General features: G+C 51.5%; 17 protein-coding genes. 8 read left to right on the forward strand and 9 right to left on the reverse strand.

Annotated features, from left to right (window positions below; genetic code table 11):
* Positions 1–5 precede the first annotated feature (5 nt).
* The 4 genes from QY332_13885 to QY332_13900 all read left to right on the forward strand — a co-directional run bounded on the left by QY332_13885 (position 6) and on the right by QY332_13900 (position 5,648).
* Positions 6–2,351, forward strand: coding sequence for an ATP-binding protein (locus tag QY332_13885; protein WKZ34706.1), 2,346 nt, complete (start codon positions 6–8; stop codon positions 2,349–2,351).
* The gene (locus tag QY332_13890; GenBank protein WKZ34707.1) at positions 2,348–3,127 is read left to right on the forward strand and encodes a LysM peptidoglycan-binding domain-containing protein; all 780 of its coding nucleotides are present in this window, start codon (positions 2,348–2,350) and stop codon (positions 3,125–3,127) included. Before QY332_13885 ends, QY332_13890 begins: the two co-directional genes overlap by 4 nt.
* Before the next feature lie 36 nt (positions 3,128–3,163).
* A complete protein-coding gene (locus tag QY332_13895) occupies positions 3,164–4,666 on the forward strand; it encodes an LCP family protein (protein WKZ34708.1) in 1,503 nt (500 codons plus the stop codon).
* Between the two features lie 82 nt (positions 4,667–4,748).
* A complete protein-coding gene (locus tag QY332_13900) occupies positions 4,749–5,648 on the forward strand; it encodes a site-specific integrase (GenBank protein WKZ34709.1) in 900 nt (299 codons plus the stop codon).
* Between the two features lie 47 nt (positions 5,649–5,695).
* On the opposite strand, the gene tilS is transcribed toward QY332_13900, so the two are convergent.
* The 5 genes from tilS to QY332_13925 form a co-directional block, all read right to left on the reverse strand.
* Positions 5,696–7,129, reverse strand: a complete 1,434-nt coding sequence (gene tilS, locus QY332_13905) for a tRNA lysidine(34) synthetase TilS (protein ID WKZ34710.1) — start codon at positions 7,127–7,129, stop codon at positions 5,696–5,698.
* Between the two features lie 8 nt (positions 7,130–7,137).
* The gene (gene mce, locus QY332_13910; GenBank protein ID WKZ34711.1) at positions 7,138–7,545 is read right to left on the reverse strand and encodes a methylmalonyl-CoA epimerase; all 408 of its coding nucleotides are present in this window, start codon (positions 7,543–7,545) and stop codon (positions 7,138–7,140) included.
* A gap of 61 nt (positions 7,546–7,606) precedes the next feature.
* Positions 7,607–8,248 carry an SGNH/GDSL hydrolase family protein gene (locus tag QY332_13915; protein ID WKZ34712.1) on the reverse strand — a complete coding sequence of 214 codons (642 nt, stop codon included), beginning with the start codon at positions 8,246–8,248 and terminating at the stop codon, positions 7,607–7,609.
* Between the two features lie 97 nt (positions 8,249–8,345).
* Positions 8,346–8,750 (reverse strand): hypothetical protein, encoded by a 405-nt coding sequence (locus QY332_13920; protein WKZ34713.1) that lies wholly within the window; start codon positions 8,748–8,750, stop codon positions 8,346–8,348.
* A 288-nt stretch (positions 8,751–9,038) separates the two neighbouring features.
* A complete protein-coding gene (locus tag QY332_13925) occupies positions 9,039–9,887 on the reverse strand; it encodes a type II CAAX endopeptidase family protein (protein WKZ34714.1) in 849 nt (282 codons plus the stop codon).
* Between the two features lie 277 nt (positions 9,888–10,164).
* On the opposite strand from QY332_13925, the gene QY332_13930 reads away from it, so the two are divergent.
* Positions 10,165–11,112: an IS110 family transposase gene (locus QY332_13930; GenBank protein WKZ34715.1), complete on the forward strand. Its 948-nt coding sequence runs from the start codon at positions 10,165–10,167 to the stop codon at positions 11,110–11,112.
* Positions 11,113–11,245: 133 nt separating this feature from the next.
* Positions 11,246–11,878: a radical SAM protein gene (locus QY332_13935; protein WKZ34716.1), complete on the forward strand. Its 633-nt coding sequence runs from the start codon at positions 11,246–11,248 to the stop codon at positions 11,876–11,878.
* Here QY332_13935 and QY332_13940 read toward each other — a convergent pair.
* The 3 genes from QY332_13940 to QY332_13950 form a co-directional block, all read right to left on the reverse strand.
* Complete coding sequence (locus QY332_13940; GenBank protein WKZ34717.1) at positions 11,856–12,344, reverse strand: transposase; 489 nt, start codon at positions 12,342–12,344, stop codon at positions 11,856–11,858. The genes QY332_13935 and QY332_13940 overlap by 23 nt on opposite strands.
* Before the next feature lie 25 nt (positions 12,345–12,369).
* The gene (locus QY332_13945) at positions 12,370–12,849 is read right to left on the reverse strand and encodes a winged helix-turn-helix domain-containing protein (GenBank protein WKZ34718.1); all 480 of its coding nucleotides are present in this window, start codon (positions 12,847–12,849) and stop codon (positions 12,370–12,372) included.
* A 394-nt stretch (positions 12,850–13,243) separates the two neighbouring features.
* Positions 13,244–13,861, reverse strand: coding sequence for a hypothetical protein (locus tag QY332_13950; GenBank protein WKZ34719.1), 618 nt, complete (start codon positions 13,859–13,861; stop codon positions 13,244–13,246).
* Positions 13,862–14,174: 313 nt separating this feature from the next.
* Between QY332_13950 and QY332_13955 the strand changes: the two genes are divergently transcribed.
* Both QY332_13955 and QY332_13960 read left to right on the forward strand, forming a co-directional pair.
* Entirely contained in the window at positions 14,175–15,122 is a 948-nt protein-coding gene (locus QY332_13955; GenBank protein WKZ34720.1) for an IS110 family transposase, read from the forward strand.
* Positions 15,123–15,255: 133 nt separating this feature from the next.
* Positions 15,256–16,176 (forward strand): radical SAM protein, encoded by a 921-nt coding sequence (locus QY332_13960; protein WKZ34721.1) that lies wholly within the window; start codon positions 15,256–15,258, stop codon positions 16,174–16,176.
* Here QY332_13960 and QY332_13965 read toward each other — a convergent pair.
* Positions 16,168–16,776, reverse strand: a complete 609-nt coding sequence (locus QY332_13965; protein WKZ34722.1) for a hypothetical protein — start codon at positions 16,774–16,776, stop codon at positions 16,168–16,170. The two genes, QY332_13960 and QY332_13965, sit on opposite strands and share 9 nt — an antisense overlap.
* Between the last annotated feature and the right edge of the window lies 1 nt (position 16,777).

The following is a 16,777-nucleotide window of genomic DNA, read 5'->3' on the forward strand; positions in this document are numbered from 1 at the left end:
GTGGCATGAGCGCATTTGTCGGTTTAATCCTGACACAACTAACCGTCCCGCCCGGGGACCTGATTTATTACATTGTGCTGGTATTCGCTGTCGCCAGCGCGCTTCAATCCGCATTTAATCACTGGCGGATGACCGAGTTCCCCCAGGCACGGCGCGCTTTTTGGGGACTTGGCATTTTGCTTGTTGCACAAATCGTCATGTTCCTGTTCAGCGGACTTGGCTGGCAGCAAATCATTGACCCGAAAACGATCCTGCCTCCGATGGACCGCGCCTTCATTATGTTCGGCATTATCTGGATCACATGGCTGTACGCCTTTCCGGAACCAAACCGCGCTGCGGATGCGATGGCAACGTTATTAAGCATATTCATTGTGACGGCATTGGGGTTAAGCCTGCTGACCTGGCAACCGCAAATTGCATTTCTCAGTTACAACCAGACTCTTGATGATTGGTTCTGGCAGATCGGGTCCTTGTTCCTGACACTCGTTGGAATCAGCATCCTGTTCATCCGCAGGCCGGATGGGATGTGGTATGGAATTACCTTGCTCTTTCTCGGTTTCCTTGGACATGCGGGTCATCTGCTCCTTCAAACAGACGGAAATTACTCCGGCATTACGCGCCTCGCCTACATGGCAGCCTACCCAATATTGCTGACGTTACCCCAGCGCTTTGCCCTTCCCTCCATGCCCGCTACCTCTTCGAAACCGACGACACTAAAGCAATCCTCGGCGTATCCGGAACGCAGACGTTACAGCACCGACCCAAAGACGTTTCATGCCATGCTTGCACTCGCGGCGGAGTCAAACCCCACCAAGGTGAGTCAGGCCATTACGCGTGCGATTTCACAAACCATGCTCTCCGATCTGTGCTTCATGATCTATTTAACGGACAACAATAATCAAATGGTCATCGCAGGAGGGTATGATCTGATCCGTGAAGATAACCTGGAGGGCGGTGCACTAAACAAGGGTTCGATCCCCATGCTTGCAAATGCGCTCCAGCGCGGACGTCCCTTGCGAATGCCGGCCAGCAGTACATCCGCTGACATTAAGGGGCTGGGGGATATTCTCGGGTTGAATAATCCCGGACACTTATTGAGCGTACCCATCCTGACGCCGGAGAGAGAGACCCTGGGAGGCATCCTTCTCCTGTCCCCCTATTCCGACCGCACGTGGACCGCGGAAGACCAGGCTTTCCTTTCAAACATAGCCACCTCGCTGGTGCCGATCATCAAGCGCAGTCAAAAAGTGAACAAACTGGAGACCCAGAACGAACAGTCACGCGCCCAAATAGGCATATTGGAACGCCATGTACAGGAACTTACCCAACAACTGGATGATGCGCGCGCAGAAATGCAAAAGAACGGCGCGGCGGAGGCAGCACCAGCCCTGCTTGCGGCCCATGAAGAAACACAACGGATCATCGAACAACTGCAAATTGAGAACGCGGAACTGCGCTCCGAAAAAAACATCCAGCCATCCTCCTCAAATGCCGAAAAGGAACTAAACGAGACCTTGCAGGAAATGGCGCGTTTAAGAGACCAAGTCGCAGAAGCCAATATGAAAGTGCAGGAATTGGAAAAGGGACATGTTTCCCCAAAGAACACGGAACAGGCAGAGGTGGTTGCATCGATATCGCAGGAATTACGCCAGCCGCTCTCATCCATTGTCGGATACACAGACCTGCTTCTCGGCGAATCGGTGGGCATCCTCGGCGCACTCCAGCGGAAATTCGTGGAGCGCATCAAGGCGTCCACAGAACGCCTCCATAATTTAACGGATGACATGATCCAGATCACCACACTGGAGACCGAGTTGATGGACCTCAGACCGGAAGCCGTGGATTTAAACTCGATCATTGACAATGCCATGTCCTACACCAGTACCCAGGTGCGCGAAAAGAATATTTCGATACATCTTGAACTGCCAAAAACGCTTGCACCCATCCACGCAGACCGTGAAGCGCTTCAACAGATCCTGATCCATTTGCTGCAAAATGCCGGGGCGGCGACTCCGTTTGAAGGTTCGATCAAGCTCAAGGTCCAGACGCGAAACGAAAACAGCCTCGATTATATTTTGATCCAGGTGGCGGACAGTGGCGGCGGCATCGCGGGCGAAGACCTGCCGCGCGTCTTCACCCGCCTGTACCGCGCGGACAATGTCCTGATCCAGGGAGTCGGTGATACTGGCGTTGGCTTGTCCATTGCCAAGACCCTGACCGAGGCGCAACACGGACGAATTTGGGTGGAGAGCGAGCCGGGTGTCGGCTCCACGTTCAGCGTATTATTACCGATTGCGGGGGAGATGGTTTCTGAGAAAAAGGCTGATCTTAATCTTAAAGGAAGGAAATGACAAAGGGACTGCGTGATTTGGGAAACGCGGCCATTGTGGCCCTGGTTTCCATCGGGCTGATCCTGGGAGCATTATCCATTTCACTGGTGGAGTTTGTGCCAACCGCGCCGACCGCCATGACCGATTCCCTCTTTCCAACCCCTGCAATTGTGACCGCCACCGATATGCCGGAGCCGGGGATCTCAACGTTTCCCGCCGGGGTGACATCTACCGGTATCAGCAGTTCGTGCCAGCCCCCCTCGGGCTGGGGACAGATCGTGATCCAGGGCAGTGACACCCTGGACATTATTGCCGCGAGGTATCGCACCAGCAGGGAACTGTTGAGGGCTGCGAATTGCCTGTTAAGCGACAGCCTTGTAGCCGGCACGGTTTTATATGTACCGCCCACCCCCACCAGCACGTCCTCAGGCTGCAACCAGGGCGCGCCTGGATGGGTGAAAGCCTATGTCGTTAAATCCGGTGACACATTCTATTCCATCGCCACAAACCATTACACCACTGCAAACCAGATAAAAAGCGTCAACTGCCGGACAAGCGATATTATTTATTCCGGCGAAGTTCTCTGGGTGCCAAACGTGGCTACGCGCACCCCTGCTCCGACACCTCTGCCCGGCACAACTGTCACACCCCACCCCACCGACCCATTAACGGAAACAGCATTGCCATTTACCGCCACGGTACTGCCAAGCAGCACAACCGTTCCGTCCACGCCAACAACAGCTCCAACCGCCACGCCGATCCCAACTACAACGGCAAGCCCCACCGCCATTCCTTAAGCGCGTATACATCCCGAACTTCCATAACCAAAATCGATGACATCCCCTTCCCGTTATTCGCTTATCTTGGTCCTTGCCTTTCTTCTGTCCGCATGCGGGGCCGCCTCTCCGGCAGCCGAACAGGCACCTTTGCCTTTTATCCTGATCACCTCCGCGCCGAATGCAACCGCCACGGCCACGCCGTTCCAACCATCCCTCTTCACGCCGACGCTGCCACCTCTCTATTCCTTTGACATGCAGCCCGGACCGCTGCTGGTGTACCCGACCGAAACGCCGTCACCCACATCCCCGCCGCCCGTCGAGCCGACAGCCACCATCAGTTTCGATCAACTCTTTCCCACCCTGGCTGCGCCACCTGCAGAATCGTTCGGGGTCAACCCCACCTCCCTGCCGCCACTTACAGACAACGAGACCATCAACTTTCTGCTTATCGGTTCAGACAGGCGCCCAACGGGGACGTCCCATCGCACCGACACTCTTGTCATCGCGATCGTCTGGCACAAGCAGGGACAGGTCTCGCTCATTTCGATCCCGCGCGATCTTTGGATCTACATCCCCAGCGTGGGCATGCAGCGCATCAATACCGCCTATCAAAGTGGCGAGTCGGGCCGCTATCCCGGCGGCGGATCAGGCTTATTAAAAGATACGATCCTGCACAATCTTGGCATCCGTATTGACCATGTTGCCATGCTTGAATTCGACGGCTTCCGCCGCATTGTGGACACCCTCGGCGGCGTGGACCTTCCCGTCTCCTGCGCCTTCACAGACTGGCGCTTGAAAGACCCGTCCCTTGACCCTACCAACGAAAATAACTGGTGGCTTTACACTGTCGGACCCGGTCAGGTGTATATGGACGGCGACCTTGCATTATGGTACGCCCGCTCCCGCTTAAGGTCCAGCGACTTCGACCGTGGGCGCCGCCAACAGGAAGTACTGCGGACGATCTTCCAAAAAGCCCTGCAAACCGGGACCTTTACCAAAATCCCACAGCTTTACAACGACTTTGCCAGTACCGTCATCACCGACCTCGGCCTCGCGGACATGCTGCGCATGGCACCATATGCGCTTAATTTCAGCAACGCAAACATTCGCGGCTACTACATCCGCCCGCCCTATGTCAGCTCGTGGACCACGCCCGGCGGCGCGGCCGTGTTGTTACCCAGTGAAGCGGAACTCAATCAAATGCTCATGGAGGCAACCACACTTTCGTCGTATGCGGTTGTCCGCCAAACCATCACGGTCGAAGTGCAAAACGGCGCGAGGTTCGACACCCTCGAGGCGCTGGCCGCCTCACGCTTAAATTACGCCGGCTATCAAACGACAACCGCAGCGGCCGACCGCCGTGACTATGTAAACTCCATCATCGTGGATTTGACCCCAGGGCAGGACTCTACCCAACGGCAAACGCTCATCGCAACCCTGGGCTTGTATTCGGCAAACGTGCTTTCCCTCCCCGACGCAAACAGCCCGGTGCAATACCGTGTCATCCTTGGCGCGGATTATGAACCCTGCTTCCAACCGCAGGACCTCTCTCATTAACTTCCAATTCCCGGTTGACAACACCCCTGAGTTTCGTTAAACTATACGAAAGGACTATGCGCTATTCGGCGAGGACAAACTGATGGCAAAAACATCTGATTCTGCTCATATCACCGCGAAGGCAATGCTCCCTGCTGCCATAAACGGCTGGGAAATGTTCCTTCGCGATCAGGGACGTTCCCCAAACACGGTTAAAGCCTTCCTCTCTGACGTCAACCTTCTCAATCAATTCGTCCCCCCGGACCAGACCATCGGCACGCTCACCACGGAGGACCTCAACCGCTTCTTCACCTGGATGGAAAAGGAACGCGACATCCCGTGCAGCTCCAAAACTCTGGCGCGACGTATCACCTCTGTAAAGTCATTTTTCCGCTGGCTGCACCAGCATGGCACGTTGACGATAAACCCTGCCGAAAAAGTCCTGCAACGATCCGCGGTCAGTCCGCTTCCCCAGGTGCTTAAGGATAATGAATTCGAAGCTGTCCTGCTCGCCGCAGACCGGCACCGCCGCGAAAAGAAAGCGGATGCACGCCCCTACACACTCGTATACCTTCTGCTTACCACCGCCATCAAAAAAAGCGAGTGCCTCGGCATTCACATCAACCATATTGACCTTGACGCAAGGAATGGTCCGTACCTTTTCATTCGTTATCCAAGTCCCGCCAACCGTTACAAGGAACGCAAAATAGAACTGAATGAAGACTGGATCACGGCCTACAAGGAATATCTCGCCCAATACCAGCCTGTGGACCAGCTCTTCCCGTGGTCTCCGCGCAGGCTCGAATACCTGCTCGAGGATATTGCCGAGGAGGCCGGCCTGGCCAAACACCTGTCCTTCGACATGTGCCGCTGGACATGCGCCCTGCGCGATTATCAATCAGGGGTCGAAGCGGATAAGATCCGCCAGAAGCTCGGCGTATCAAAAATCCAATGGCGCGAACTGTTCATTAAATTACGGCAGTTGAACGGTGAAATAAAATAAAAAATCCCCGCCAATAATTGGCGGGGATTTTCATCTGATGACGCTTTCTACGGCGGACGTGTCACTGAAAAATGGATGACGCTCCGTGTTGATTCAGTCAAGCGATGGGGATGCGCGGGACGATGGCCAGGCACCCAGACAGTCTGCTCCCCGGCGCATACGAGAGGCCAGCGTTCGCGCGCCCGTTGGGGCAGCTTCTCATTAATAAAGAAATCTGAAATTTTTTGAAAATGCCCGTCCATCCCCAGCGGCGCAAACAGATCGCCCGGACGGCGTGTGCGCAGTTCGAATGACTCGGGCAGACCTTCCGCATCCAGCCAGACCTGGAATGGGTCATCATTCCGTTTCGCCTGCTCCCACGCCAGGGCAGGCAGAGGCCAGCGTTCGCAGGTAAACTTCCACCCGCCAGCCAGGCAGACCTCGCCCGGCAGTGAGAGGACAAGGTGTTTACCCTGCGGCATTTGGGGCCAAAGGTCAAACGGGAACTCCGCATCCAGCGTGCAAATGTACACAAGGCTGGACTCGCGAAACATCTGCAAGCCCTCCTTTAGATCCGTGCGCGCGGAAGGGACGCTTGAATTGATCACACGTGTGGCACGCTCAAGGACGGCAAAGCTGATGTCCACGCCGGGGCGAAGCAGCTGCATGGCTTGTCTGACCAGGTTGCGCTGGAGTCCGAGCGGGCTTTTGGAGAGCAGGTCGGAGTTAAAAGTTACGGTTTTTTCATCCAAGGTGACCACCAGCCTCTCCCAGGCGTTCCCCACTATCTCCATCATGAAGGTGTAATCGCCTTTCAGCGAATGGGACATGCGTAAAACCGCCTCGCGGAATTGCGGGTTATACCTTTCAAGATCGGGGATCAGGAGATGGCGAATGCGGTTGCGCCGAAAATCGAGCGAGTCGTTACTGGAATCATGATGCGGGTGCAAGCCTTTGAGCGCACAATACGCAGCGGTTTCCTCACGCCAAAGATCCAGTAACGGACGCACAAGCGGGATTTCAGGATCGAATGTTTTGATGATCGAGCGATGGGACATGCCTTTTAACCCGGCCATGCCGCTTCCGCGCAGGAAGTGCATCAGCACGGTCTCGACCTGATCGTCGGCCGTGTGACCGACCGCCACAGCCTGGGCAGTATGCCGGCGGGCAAGGTCGAACAGAAAACGATAACGCAGGCTGCGCGCGGCCTCTTCGATGGACATTTTTTTCTCGTCCGCATAGCCGCTCACATCCGCACCGTCACCGATGAAGGGCAGCAGCAGCCGCGCGGCGGTCTTCTCCACCATGTGCCCATCCAGGCTTGATTCGGGGCGCAGTTGGTGGTCGAAATACGCAACAATAACGGGAAACCCCGCCTGACGCAGGGTTTCCATCAGGCAAAGACTATCGCTCCCCCCGGAAACCCCGGCAACGACCGGGCGATCCTTGACAAGGCCGCATTCGTTTCTCAGGATCTCTTCAATGCGCTCTGGCGTTTCCATTATTTACTTCAGGAAATTTGATATAGCTCGACCAGCACCCCGCCCGTGGATTCAGGATGGATGAAGGCATATTTTTTTCCATCCGCCGCAGTGCGCGCCTCTTCATTGATGAGCCTGATGCTTTTCGTCTTCAATTGGGACATCATTCCCTCAATATCGTCCACTTCGAGGCAGATGTGATGCATGCCGGGTCCGCGTTTGGCAAGGTATTTGGCAATGCCAGAATCGTCGGCGGTCGGCATGACCAGTTCCACCTCTGTGCCGGCGAGGGGCAAAAAAGCCACCTGCGATTTTTCAGCGGGGACATCGCGCAGCTCGTGGAGTTCAATTCCCATGGCATCGCGCCAGAAGGCAAGGGATTTTTCCATATCGTCCACGACGACGGCAACATGATTGATGGCTGTGATCTTGGGCATGGCTTCTCCAGAGCAGACCCTAAAGGTTTTGTAAACCTTAGGGTCTTGTTTTTCTTTGATTTTACTCCAGTATCTTCAACGCAACCGGCAGCGCCAGTTTTGCCCACTCGGCGTACATCTTCCCGGAGGGATGCAGGCCATCGCCCGCGATCAGCGAGGGATCATGGACGGCCTCGCGCGAAACGGGAGTGACGTCCGCATAGGAAACGCCGGCTTTTAGGGATTCTTCAAGATTAACGGCATTGAACGCATCGATCTCCTCTGCGACCTTTTCACGATCCCGGCCGTCTGCGAATGGCGTGACGCCCCAATCGGGAATGGACAGGACAAAGACACGCCCGGCATCCTCGCCCGCGTATTCGATGGCTTTTTCGAGCAAAAAGCGGAATTGCCCGCGGTACTCATCAATGTCATTTCCGCGATACTGGTTATTGACGCCGATCAACAACGAAACCATATCATAAGGCGGGCTGATCTCCTGCGCCTGTATACCCTGCCAGAGCTCGGCGGTGGTCCAGCCGGTGCGTGCGATGATGGTCACTTGAATACCCCCCTCAATTTCCCCGGGGCGGGGGGAAGATTGCAACAACTCGGCCAATTGATTGGGCCAGCGCTCGTTTTCAGGGACGCTTTCGCCGATGGTGTAGGAATCGCCGAGGGCAAGATAACGGATGGGTTGCTTTGATGGAACAGGTGTGTTCACAGGACCTCCGCAGGAAACAAGAAGGAGAATGACGGAAACGGGGCGAAAGATCGATCTCCACATCCCCCAATTAAACCACACAGGGATGCTCGTTATGCTATCGAAACAATAGCCTGCCAACCACAACCCGGTAATAAACCCAGACCGTGTGAAAAGAGAGAAAGGTAAACAGGAGCAGCCACTCCACGGCAAGAATGGGAGCGCCACTCTGGATGATCGAAAGCAGGATGCCGATCGTCGCAGCAGCGGACCAGATGATCTTCAGGTCGAGCATATTTCGATAAGTCGCCACGCCGGCGTTCCTGCCCAAAAGGGACTCTATGCCGATGCCGAAGAGCGCTGCTGCCACCAGCCTTGACGCAAACGGGTCTATCGACCGCCAATCCAAAAGTTCAAGGAAGGCCTGCGGGAAAAGAAAGAGCGGGATCGCAAAGGCGATATCGGCAACGAAATGAACCACGAACCACCGTTTCAGTGAATTGGATACCTGATGGGAGGACATGCCTTGCTCCATTTCAACAATTGGGTGGATTGCCTGCCAAATTCCACCAGGATAAATTTGAAAACCAGCGCTGGATGATCTCAAACATCAGGCCATCGGGATCGCACAACCTCCCCCAATGGGGACGATGGCGCTGGGCGGGCGTGGACAAGGATTGGGAGCAGGAAAAACTCGAAGACAGAAAAATGCCTGTAAATCGCGCAGATCGGGCGAGCGAGCCTCCAGCGAGCGTCGCCCAGAGCAAGCGCATTGGCGCTTGCCATCCCCCAGCGTCAGGTGCACGCTTTGTTAGCCCGCTTCTTGTTGTTTCGGCAATCGGCGAGAAAGACTCCCTATGCCTTCAATACCAATAATGACTAAAGCGACAATCCACATCAAAATATCATCTGAATAGGTTGGCAATGTACCAAGCAGGTTGTTAGATAATTGTTGTCCAATATGAAAAAGTGTTACAAGCAATAAACTTCCTTTTGTATTGTTGTAGATCCATGTGTAGAGGATTGCAACTGGAATAAAATTCACCACTGCCAACAAATATCCAGCAAAATCGTTTGCTCCTAAATCGCCAAAATAGATCAGCAGGGGGATATGCCAAGCGCCCCAGAAAATACCAACGACAATACTACTCAGCAAGGCATTCAGATTATTCTGCAATCTTGGCAGCACGTAACCGCGCCACCCTAGTTCTTCGGCAAATGCGCCTGGAAATGCGAATAAAATTACGATGGGAGCCATGAAGGCTGCTTGAGAGCCATATACAGAATTTAGAGGAGATATTACTTCATAGGAACTGCCAAGCAGTATGTCAAGAGCCTTTCCCAAATAGAAAATGACCATTTGGAAGAATAGTGCGAAGATATACCAAAATAATCCCACTCGCCAGATTTTTATCGCTTGAAACAACTTGCCGATGCCAATTTTCCCTAAGACCAGAAAGGATAATAGTATTGCGACTAATCCTGGCGTCCAACGTCCTATTCCGCCAACAAGCCCTTCAGGAGCCAATACAGTGGTTTCCCCATGTAATTTGGCGATTGTAGCGGGAATCCAAATTGTCCAAGATATTGCCAAAGTTAGCAGAAAGAACAGCAAGATTTGATAGCGCGTTATCCAATTTGACGATTTTGTATTCATCATGCTTGCTCCTTTTCTTTACTAAAGGGCGGGCTGAGATTCTGCTTGAGAGCAAAATAAACCCGAAGCCAGAAAAATGCTCGAAAAAGCCGCAGAATCCCACTTGTCGGCTAGTATCATGAAAAGCGGACATGGCAGATCGATGTCGGGTAGGTCGTAGCAGACCGTCGTGCAGCAGGATCGCCATGTCCGTTTCGCCAGTAGAGCCCGAACAGTTGCAAGGTCATAAAGACCGAATACTAGCGTGGGCTCAACTCCATTATACAAAACGGAGGCAGGAATGACAACTAGTAGCGGAAAGTTCGTAGGGATCGCCGTTGCCAAAGAGAAGTTAGACATTGCCGTGTTGGGGGAAACGAAAGCAAGCCAGGTCACAAACGATGAAAAAGGGATCGCCAGCCTGATCAAGAAAATGCAAACGCTAGGACCAGAACTGATCGTGGTGGAAGCGACGGGCGGCTACCAACGAGCCGTGGTCTTGGGATTGTATGAGGCAGGATTGCCCGTGGCAGTGGTCAACCCATCGCGGGTGAGACAATACGCGCGAGCCTGCGGGCTGCTTGCCAAGACCGACAAATTGGACGCCTTCAACCTGGCAGAGTTCGGGAAACAGGTGAGACCGAGGTGGTTTGAGGCCAAAAGTGAGGCAGGACGCTATGTATCCGCCCTTTTGGTGAGGCGCAGACAGGTGGAAGAGATGCTGAAGGCGGAAAAAAGCCGTGTACGGACGGTGCATGCGGATATGCGCGGCTCGTTGGAGCGGATGATCAAGGTCTTGAAGGAAGAGATCAAGCGCTTGGAAGGGGAGTTGGACAGGTTCATGAAAGAACATGAAGACTGGCAACAACAGGAGCAGATCCTGTGCAGTGCCAAGGGTGTGGGACGGGTAACCGCGGCCACCCTGCTGGCGGAACTGCCTGAGTTGGGAAAACTGGACCGCAAGAAGATCGCGGCTTTAGTGGGCTTGGCACCGATGAACTCGGATAGCGGGAAGAAACGCGGCTATCGGAAGACGAAGGGAGGCAGGATCGAAGTGCGCAGTGTGTTGTACATGTCGACCTTGGTGGCGACGAGGTACAACCCGATGGTCAAAGCACAGTATCAGGAATTATTGAGACGGGGCAAGGTCAAGAAGGTAGCGCTGACAGCCTGTATGCGAAAGTTCTTAACCATCCTGAACGCGATGATGCGAGATCGCGTCCCATTCAGGCAGACGGTGACAGCCTGAGACGGACTGGTTTTTCCCTTTAAAGTGGTTTTTGCTCTTGACAATCAAGACAGTTGCTGCACGCTTTGTTAGGCGCATTTTGCCTTTCAAAACCTAATTACATTTGCTATACTCTACCATAAAGGCATACCTTATGTTAGACCAACTTACCATCATCAACACACTGCGTTGTGATTTGAAATGCGAACACTGCATACGTGGCTTTCCAAGAGAGCGTCCCGATTTTCCTATGGACATGTTGGATAAACTGCTCATTGAAGCCTTACCATTTGGTGCAAAGCACGTTGCCTTGACAGGGGGGGAGCCGCATTTACACCCGTATTTTAAAGAAATGGTTGAAAAGATTGTAAATTATGGCTACACATGGCATTTTGTCAGTCATGGACAAAGAATGGAACCATATTTACCTGTTGTCGAAAAACATAAAGAAAAGTTATCACATATTACTTTGAGTATTGACGGCGCAACACCCGAAACTCATGATAACATCCGCCAACGTAGAGGAACATTTGATAAAGTTGTCCATTCTGTAAAAGAATATGTGAGATTGGGCTGTAAAGTAAGGATTAGCACAAGTCTCAATAATAAGAATAAGGGAGAAGTGGAGGCGTTGCTGGAATTGGCTCATAAGATTGGCGCGCATGGAATTAACTTTGCTGGGACGACACCCACATCGTGGAACGCTCATTTGGTTTTGAGTGATCAAGAATCTCTTGATCTATATCAGCATATCTCACAGCTATTCAGGTTAACTGAAGTTGCCTAACAGAAAGACCGGCGGCATGAAAGAAGCCAAGAAGTAAGTCTGGTCGACGACGCAAGCGAGCAAAACCACGATCAAGCATTGAGCGAATCTCCTCTTTAGAAGTTGGACGAGCATTTCTGAGATGTTGTTTAACATTTCCGTGACAATACTCTTCCGGATTGAGCTGTGGAGCGTAAGCAGGTAACTCTTCAATCATGATCTCAGGATGCTGGCAGAGATAAGCTTTGGTGAGCTTGCTAAGATGAATACGGGCTCGATCCCAGATCAAGATGATTTTTCCAGGTACCTGCCTACGGAGGTGTTCAAGTGCCTCAATCAAGTTATCGCTTTTTATCGAACCTTCAAAACATTTCTTGTAGATCTTGCCTGTAAGTGTCAGCGCTACGGCTGTCGATAGCGCTCGACGATCTTTGGTTACCCGTCGAAAAACGGGTCTCTTGCCAGTCCGAGCCCACGTCGTAGCCAATATTTCTTGAAAGGAGAACCCAAATTCATCCCAAAATACGATTTTTGCTTTGAGACGATGTGACTTTTTTTATCCTTGGCCAATCTCCTAGCAACCAAGCTTCCACTAACTCTTTTTCCTGTTCAATAGCCTGTGGCATTGGCTTTTGTGGACTGAAACCTAGTTTGCGCAACAATCGATTGAGGTAATTCGGATGATAAGTGACATCAAATTCTCTTTTGATCAATTTTTGGACACGGTCCAATGTCCAGCGATCAGTTGGATATCCATTCGCCAAAGCCCCTCGTTCCAGCTTCCTCTTTAAGCTTTGCTTTTGTGGATTACTCAACTTCGGCTCGCTACCAGCCGCTTTTCTTTTTTGGAGTCCGCGCATACCTTTTGTTTCTATGATTCTGGCCCATTGGCCGACCGTGGCCCGGCTTACTCCGAGGTGTCTTGAGATTTCGGCTTTTGACATTTTTCCAGCTTTCAACAGCCGTCCACCTTCAAGCCGTCTTTCTTCCATTTGTTCTCGGGTTAGGTATGATGGTTTCCATGTCATACCGACTATTGTAAATCAATCTAAGTAAACCTGAATAAGTAAAGATTCAGACCTTCATATTCGTATACTTAGTTCCCTTTATACGCGCGGCGGGGTGGCTTTTTGTAACCAACTGCAACTACGTGATTTGATGTTCAACCCGCTCGGCGAAATGATATTTTGTTGCGACACACCTGAACTTGGTTCAGGAATAGGCTCTTTGTGTGATTACACACTGGTCGAACTTGTGAAACTATGGTTGAGCCGATCAAATCAGATTCAAGGTATTCGTGCCGAACAGATTGCAGGGGGGGGATATGGGAGAGAAATTTGATACCTGCGCTTTCTGCAATTCAATTGGTTTTGGAAAAACACAAAATTAGCTTTGACCTGGTCCGCCACCAGGACTTGGACCTCCGCTAGTAGTGCTACCACCTGTTGCATCCCCACCGCCTGTTGTATCTCCACCGCCATCCCCGCCATTGTTATTTTGAGGTGGCGCATAAGCAGGTTTCTCAAAGGTAAATGGCTCGACAGTGCAAATCACATTATTTTGCGAATCGGAAGCAATGACTTTCCAACTATAAATTCCACCCGTAATAAATGATTCGATGTAGCGAGTGTTGTTTGTGTTTTCGGTATCAAACGATACAACCTGCCCGCTGGGGAAAGTAAATTGGATTTGATAACGTGTTGCTCCTGGCATGGCTTCCCATGAATAGGTGATTTTTCCAACGGCGGGAAGTTTTGCCCCGTTTTCAGGGGATAACAAACGGAAACAGGGAACTTCTGATGGCGTAGGCGTTTGGGTTGGAGTAGATGTCGGGGTCTTTGTTTCTGAGGGTAAAGGCGTATTTGTTTTAGAAGGCGTTGCCGTGAGAGTTGCAATTGTATTTATTGCAGGCTTGAAAACTCGTTTGCACGCTGTAAGAAAACCTGCTCCAATTCCAAGCAAAGTTATTTTGAGAAAATCACGGCGGGAAACTTTGTCTTTCATTTTTTCTTTTGACTATCTTTCACGCGAAGCGGGCTAACGGTTTGCGTTACCCGCGTGTGGGCGGGCGTGGATTCGCTTTGAGATGTAAAAAAAGCCCGAAGCCAGAAAAATGCTCATAAATCGCGCAGACTCCCACACGTCGGGTAGTATCATGAAAAGCGGACATGGCAGATCGATGTCGGGTAGGTCGTAGCAGACCGTCGTGCAGCAGGATCGCCATGTCCGTTTCGCCAGTAGAGCCCGAACAGTTGCAAGGTCATAAAGACCGAATACTAGCGTGGGCTCAACTCCATTATACAAAACGGAGGCAGGAATGACAACTAGTAGCGGAAAGTTCGTAGGGATCGCCGTTGCCAAAGAGAAGTTAGACATTGCCGTGTTGGGGGAAACGAAAGCAAGCCAGGTCACAAACGATGAAAAAGGGATCGCCAGCCTGATCAAGAAAATGCAAACGCTAGGACCAGAACTGATCGTGGTGGAAGCGACGGGCGGCTACCAACGAGCCGTGGTCTTGGGATTGTATGAGGCAGGATTGCCCGTGGCAGTGGTCAACCCATCGCGGGTGAGACAATACGCGCGAGCCTGCGGGCTGCTTGCCAAGACCGACAAATTGGACGCCTTCAACCTGGCAGAGTTCGGGAAACAGGTGAGACCGAGGTGGTTTGAGGCCAAAAGTGAGGCAGGACGCTATGTATCCGCCCTTTTGGTGAGGCGCAGACAGGTGGAAGAGATGCTGAAGGCGGAAAAAAGCCGTGTACGGACGGTGCATGCGGATATGCGCGGCTCGTTGGAGCGGATGATCAAGGTCTTGAAGGAAGAGATCAAGCGCTTGGAAGGGGAGTTGGACAGGTTCATGAAAGAACATGAAGACTGGCAACAACAGGAGCAGATCCTGTGCAGTGCCAAGGGTGTGGGACGGGTAACCGCGGCCACCCTGCTGGCGGAACTGCCTGAGTTGGGAAAACTGGACCGCAAGAAGATCGCGGCTTTAGTGGGCTTGGCACCGATGAACTCGGATAGCGGGAAGAAACGCGGCTATCGGAAGACGAAGGGAGGCAGGATCGAAGTGCGCAGTGTGTTGTACATGTCGACCTTGGTGGCGACGAGGTACAACCCGATGGTCAAAGCACAGTATCAGGAATTATTGAGACGGGGCAAGGTCAAGAAGGTAGCGCTGACAGCCTGTATGCGAAAGTTCTTAACCATCCTGAACGCGATGATGCGAGATCGCGTCCCATTCAGGCAGACGGTGACAGCCTGAGACGGACTGGTTTTTCCCTTTAAAGTGGTTTTTGCTCTTGACAATCAAGACAGTTGCTGCACGCTTTGTTAGCCGCGTTTTGCCTTTCAGAACCTTTCCGATTTTGCTATACTTTACCATAAAGGTATGACCTATGCTCACTAAACTTATCCTTATTACTACTTATCGCTGTGACTTGCATTGCCAGCACTGCTTACAGGGATTTCCCAGAGAGCATTCGGATTTCCCTATCGGATTGCTGAATAAACTGCTTACAGAAGCAATGTCTTTCGGTGCGCGGCATGTAAACCTGACAGGCGGAGAAGCCCATTTACACCCACAATTTGAACATATCGTTGAAACCATTATGGATTATGGCTACTCATGGGGTCTAATCAGTCACGGGCAACGAGCAGAACCATACTTGCCTTTGATGAAAAAGCATAGAAAAAAATTCAAAACAGTTGGATTGAGCATTGACGGAGCAACTCCCGAAATACATGATGAACTACGAGGGCGGAAGGACGCATTTGAAAAAGTGACAACGTCTGCAAAGACATATATTGAAAACGGTTTTGAAGTTTGGATAAAGACCAGTCTTAACCAGAAAAACAAAATGCAGTTAGAGTCACTAATTGAACTGGCAGCGAATTTAGGCGCAAAAGGAATTAATTTTGCGGGCACAATACCCTTTGCGTGGAATCAACACCTGTTATTAAGTGACGAAGAAGCTCTCGAGCTTTATCAAAAAATAAACTCAATAAGGTCAAAAGCGCCTGTTAAACTCAAAACTTCCAGCGCACTTCATACACGGGGCGGGGTGAATTTTTGTCCAGTCTTGAATTTGAGTGACCTGACCATCAGCCCGCGCGGAAATGTGGATTTTTGTTGCGACGTCCATCAGCCAAAGGGAGCGATTGGGTCATTGTACGAGAATTCATTATCTGAACTGATTCAAACTTGGCTTGAAAAATCTGCCGCCATGCAAAGTAAACGGGTTAAGCAAATTTCATCTGGCGCAATGGGCAAAAGATTTGATACCTGCGCTTTTTGCAATGAATATTTTTCATCCTGAGCCAATTGTTTGTCCAACGATTGGACCACCAACCGTGTTTCCGCCATCGTCACCATTACCACCACCATCATCACCGTCGCCGTTGTTTTGATTTTGTGAAGGCGGATTGTACTCAGGTTTTTCAAATGTAAACGATTCGGCGGAACAAATAACTTCACCATTGGCATCAAAAGCGATAACGCGCCATTGATATGTGCCGCCCATGCTAAAGGCTTCAATATATTGGTCTCTGTTCCTGTCATTTGTCTCAAAAAAAACTGATTGCATTGACGGGAAAATGATTTCTAACTTGTAACTTGTTGCTCCTTGCATGGCTTCCCAAGAAAATGTGACTCTGCCTACGGTAGGCAGTTTTGCGCCGTTTTCAGGGGACAATAAACGAAAACAAGGAACTTCTGTTGGTGTAGGCGTTTGGGTTGGAGTGGATGTCGGAGTATTAGTAGGAGGTGGTTCAGGTGTATTTGTATTTGTGGAAGTTGGGGTAAGGGTTGGTACTACTGTTTGTGTAACACGGGGCATACAAGACGCAAGAAACGCGCCAATGCTTGTAAGTGCTAACTTTAGAAAATCACGCCGAGAGATTTTAACTTTTTCCATCATG

The sequence above is a fragment of the Anaerolineales bacterium genome, from assembly GCA_030583885.1.
Lineage (GTDB): Bacteria > Chloroflexota > Anaerolineae > Anaerolineales > Villigracilaceae > Villigracilis.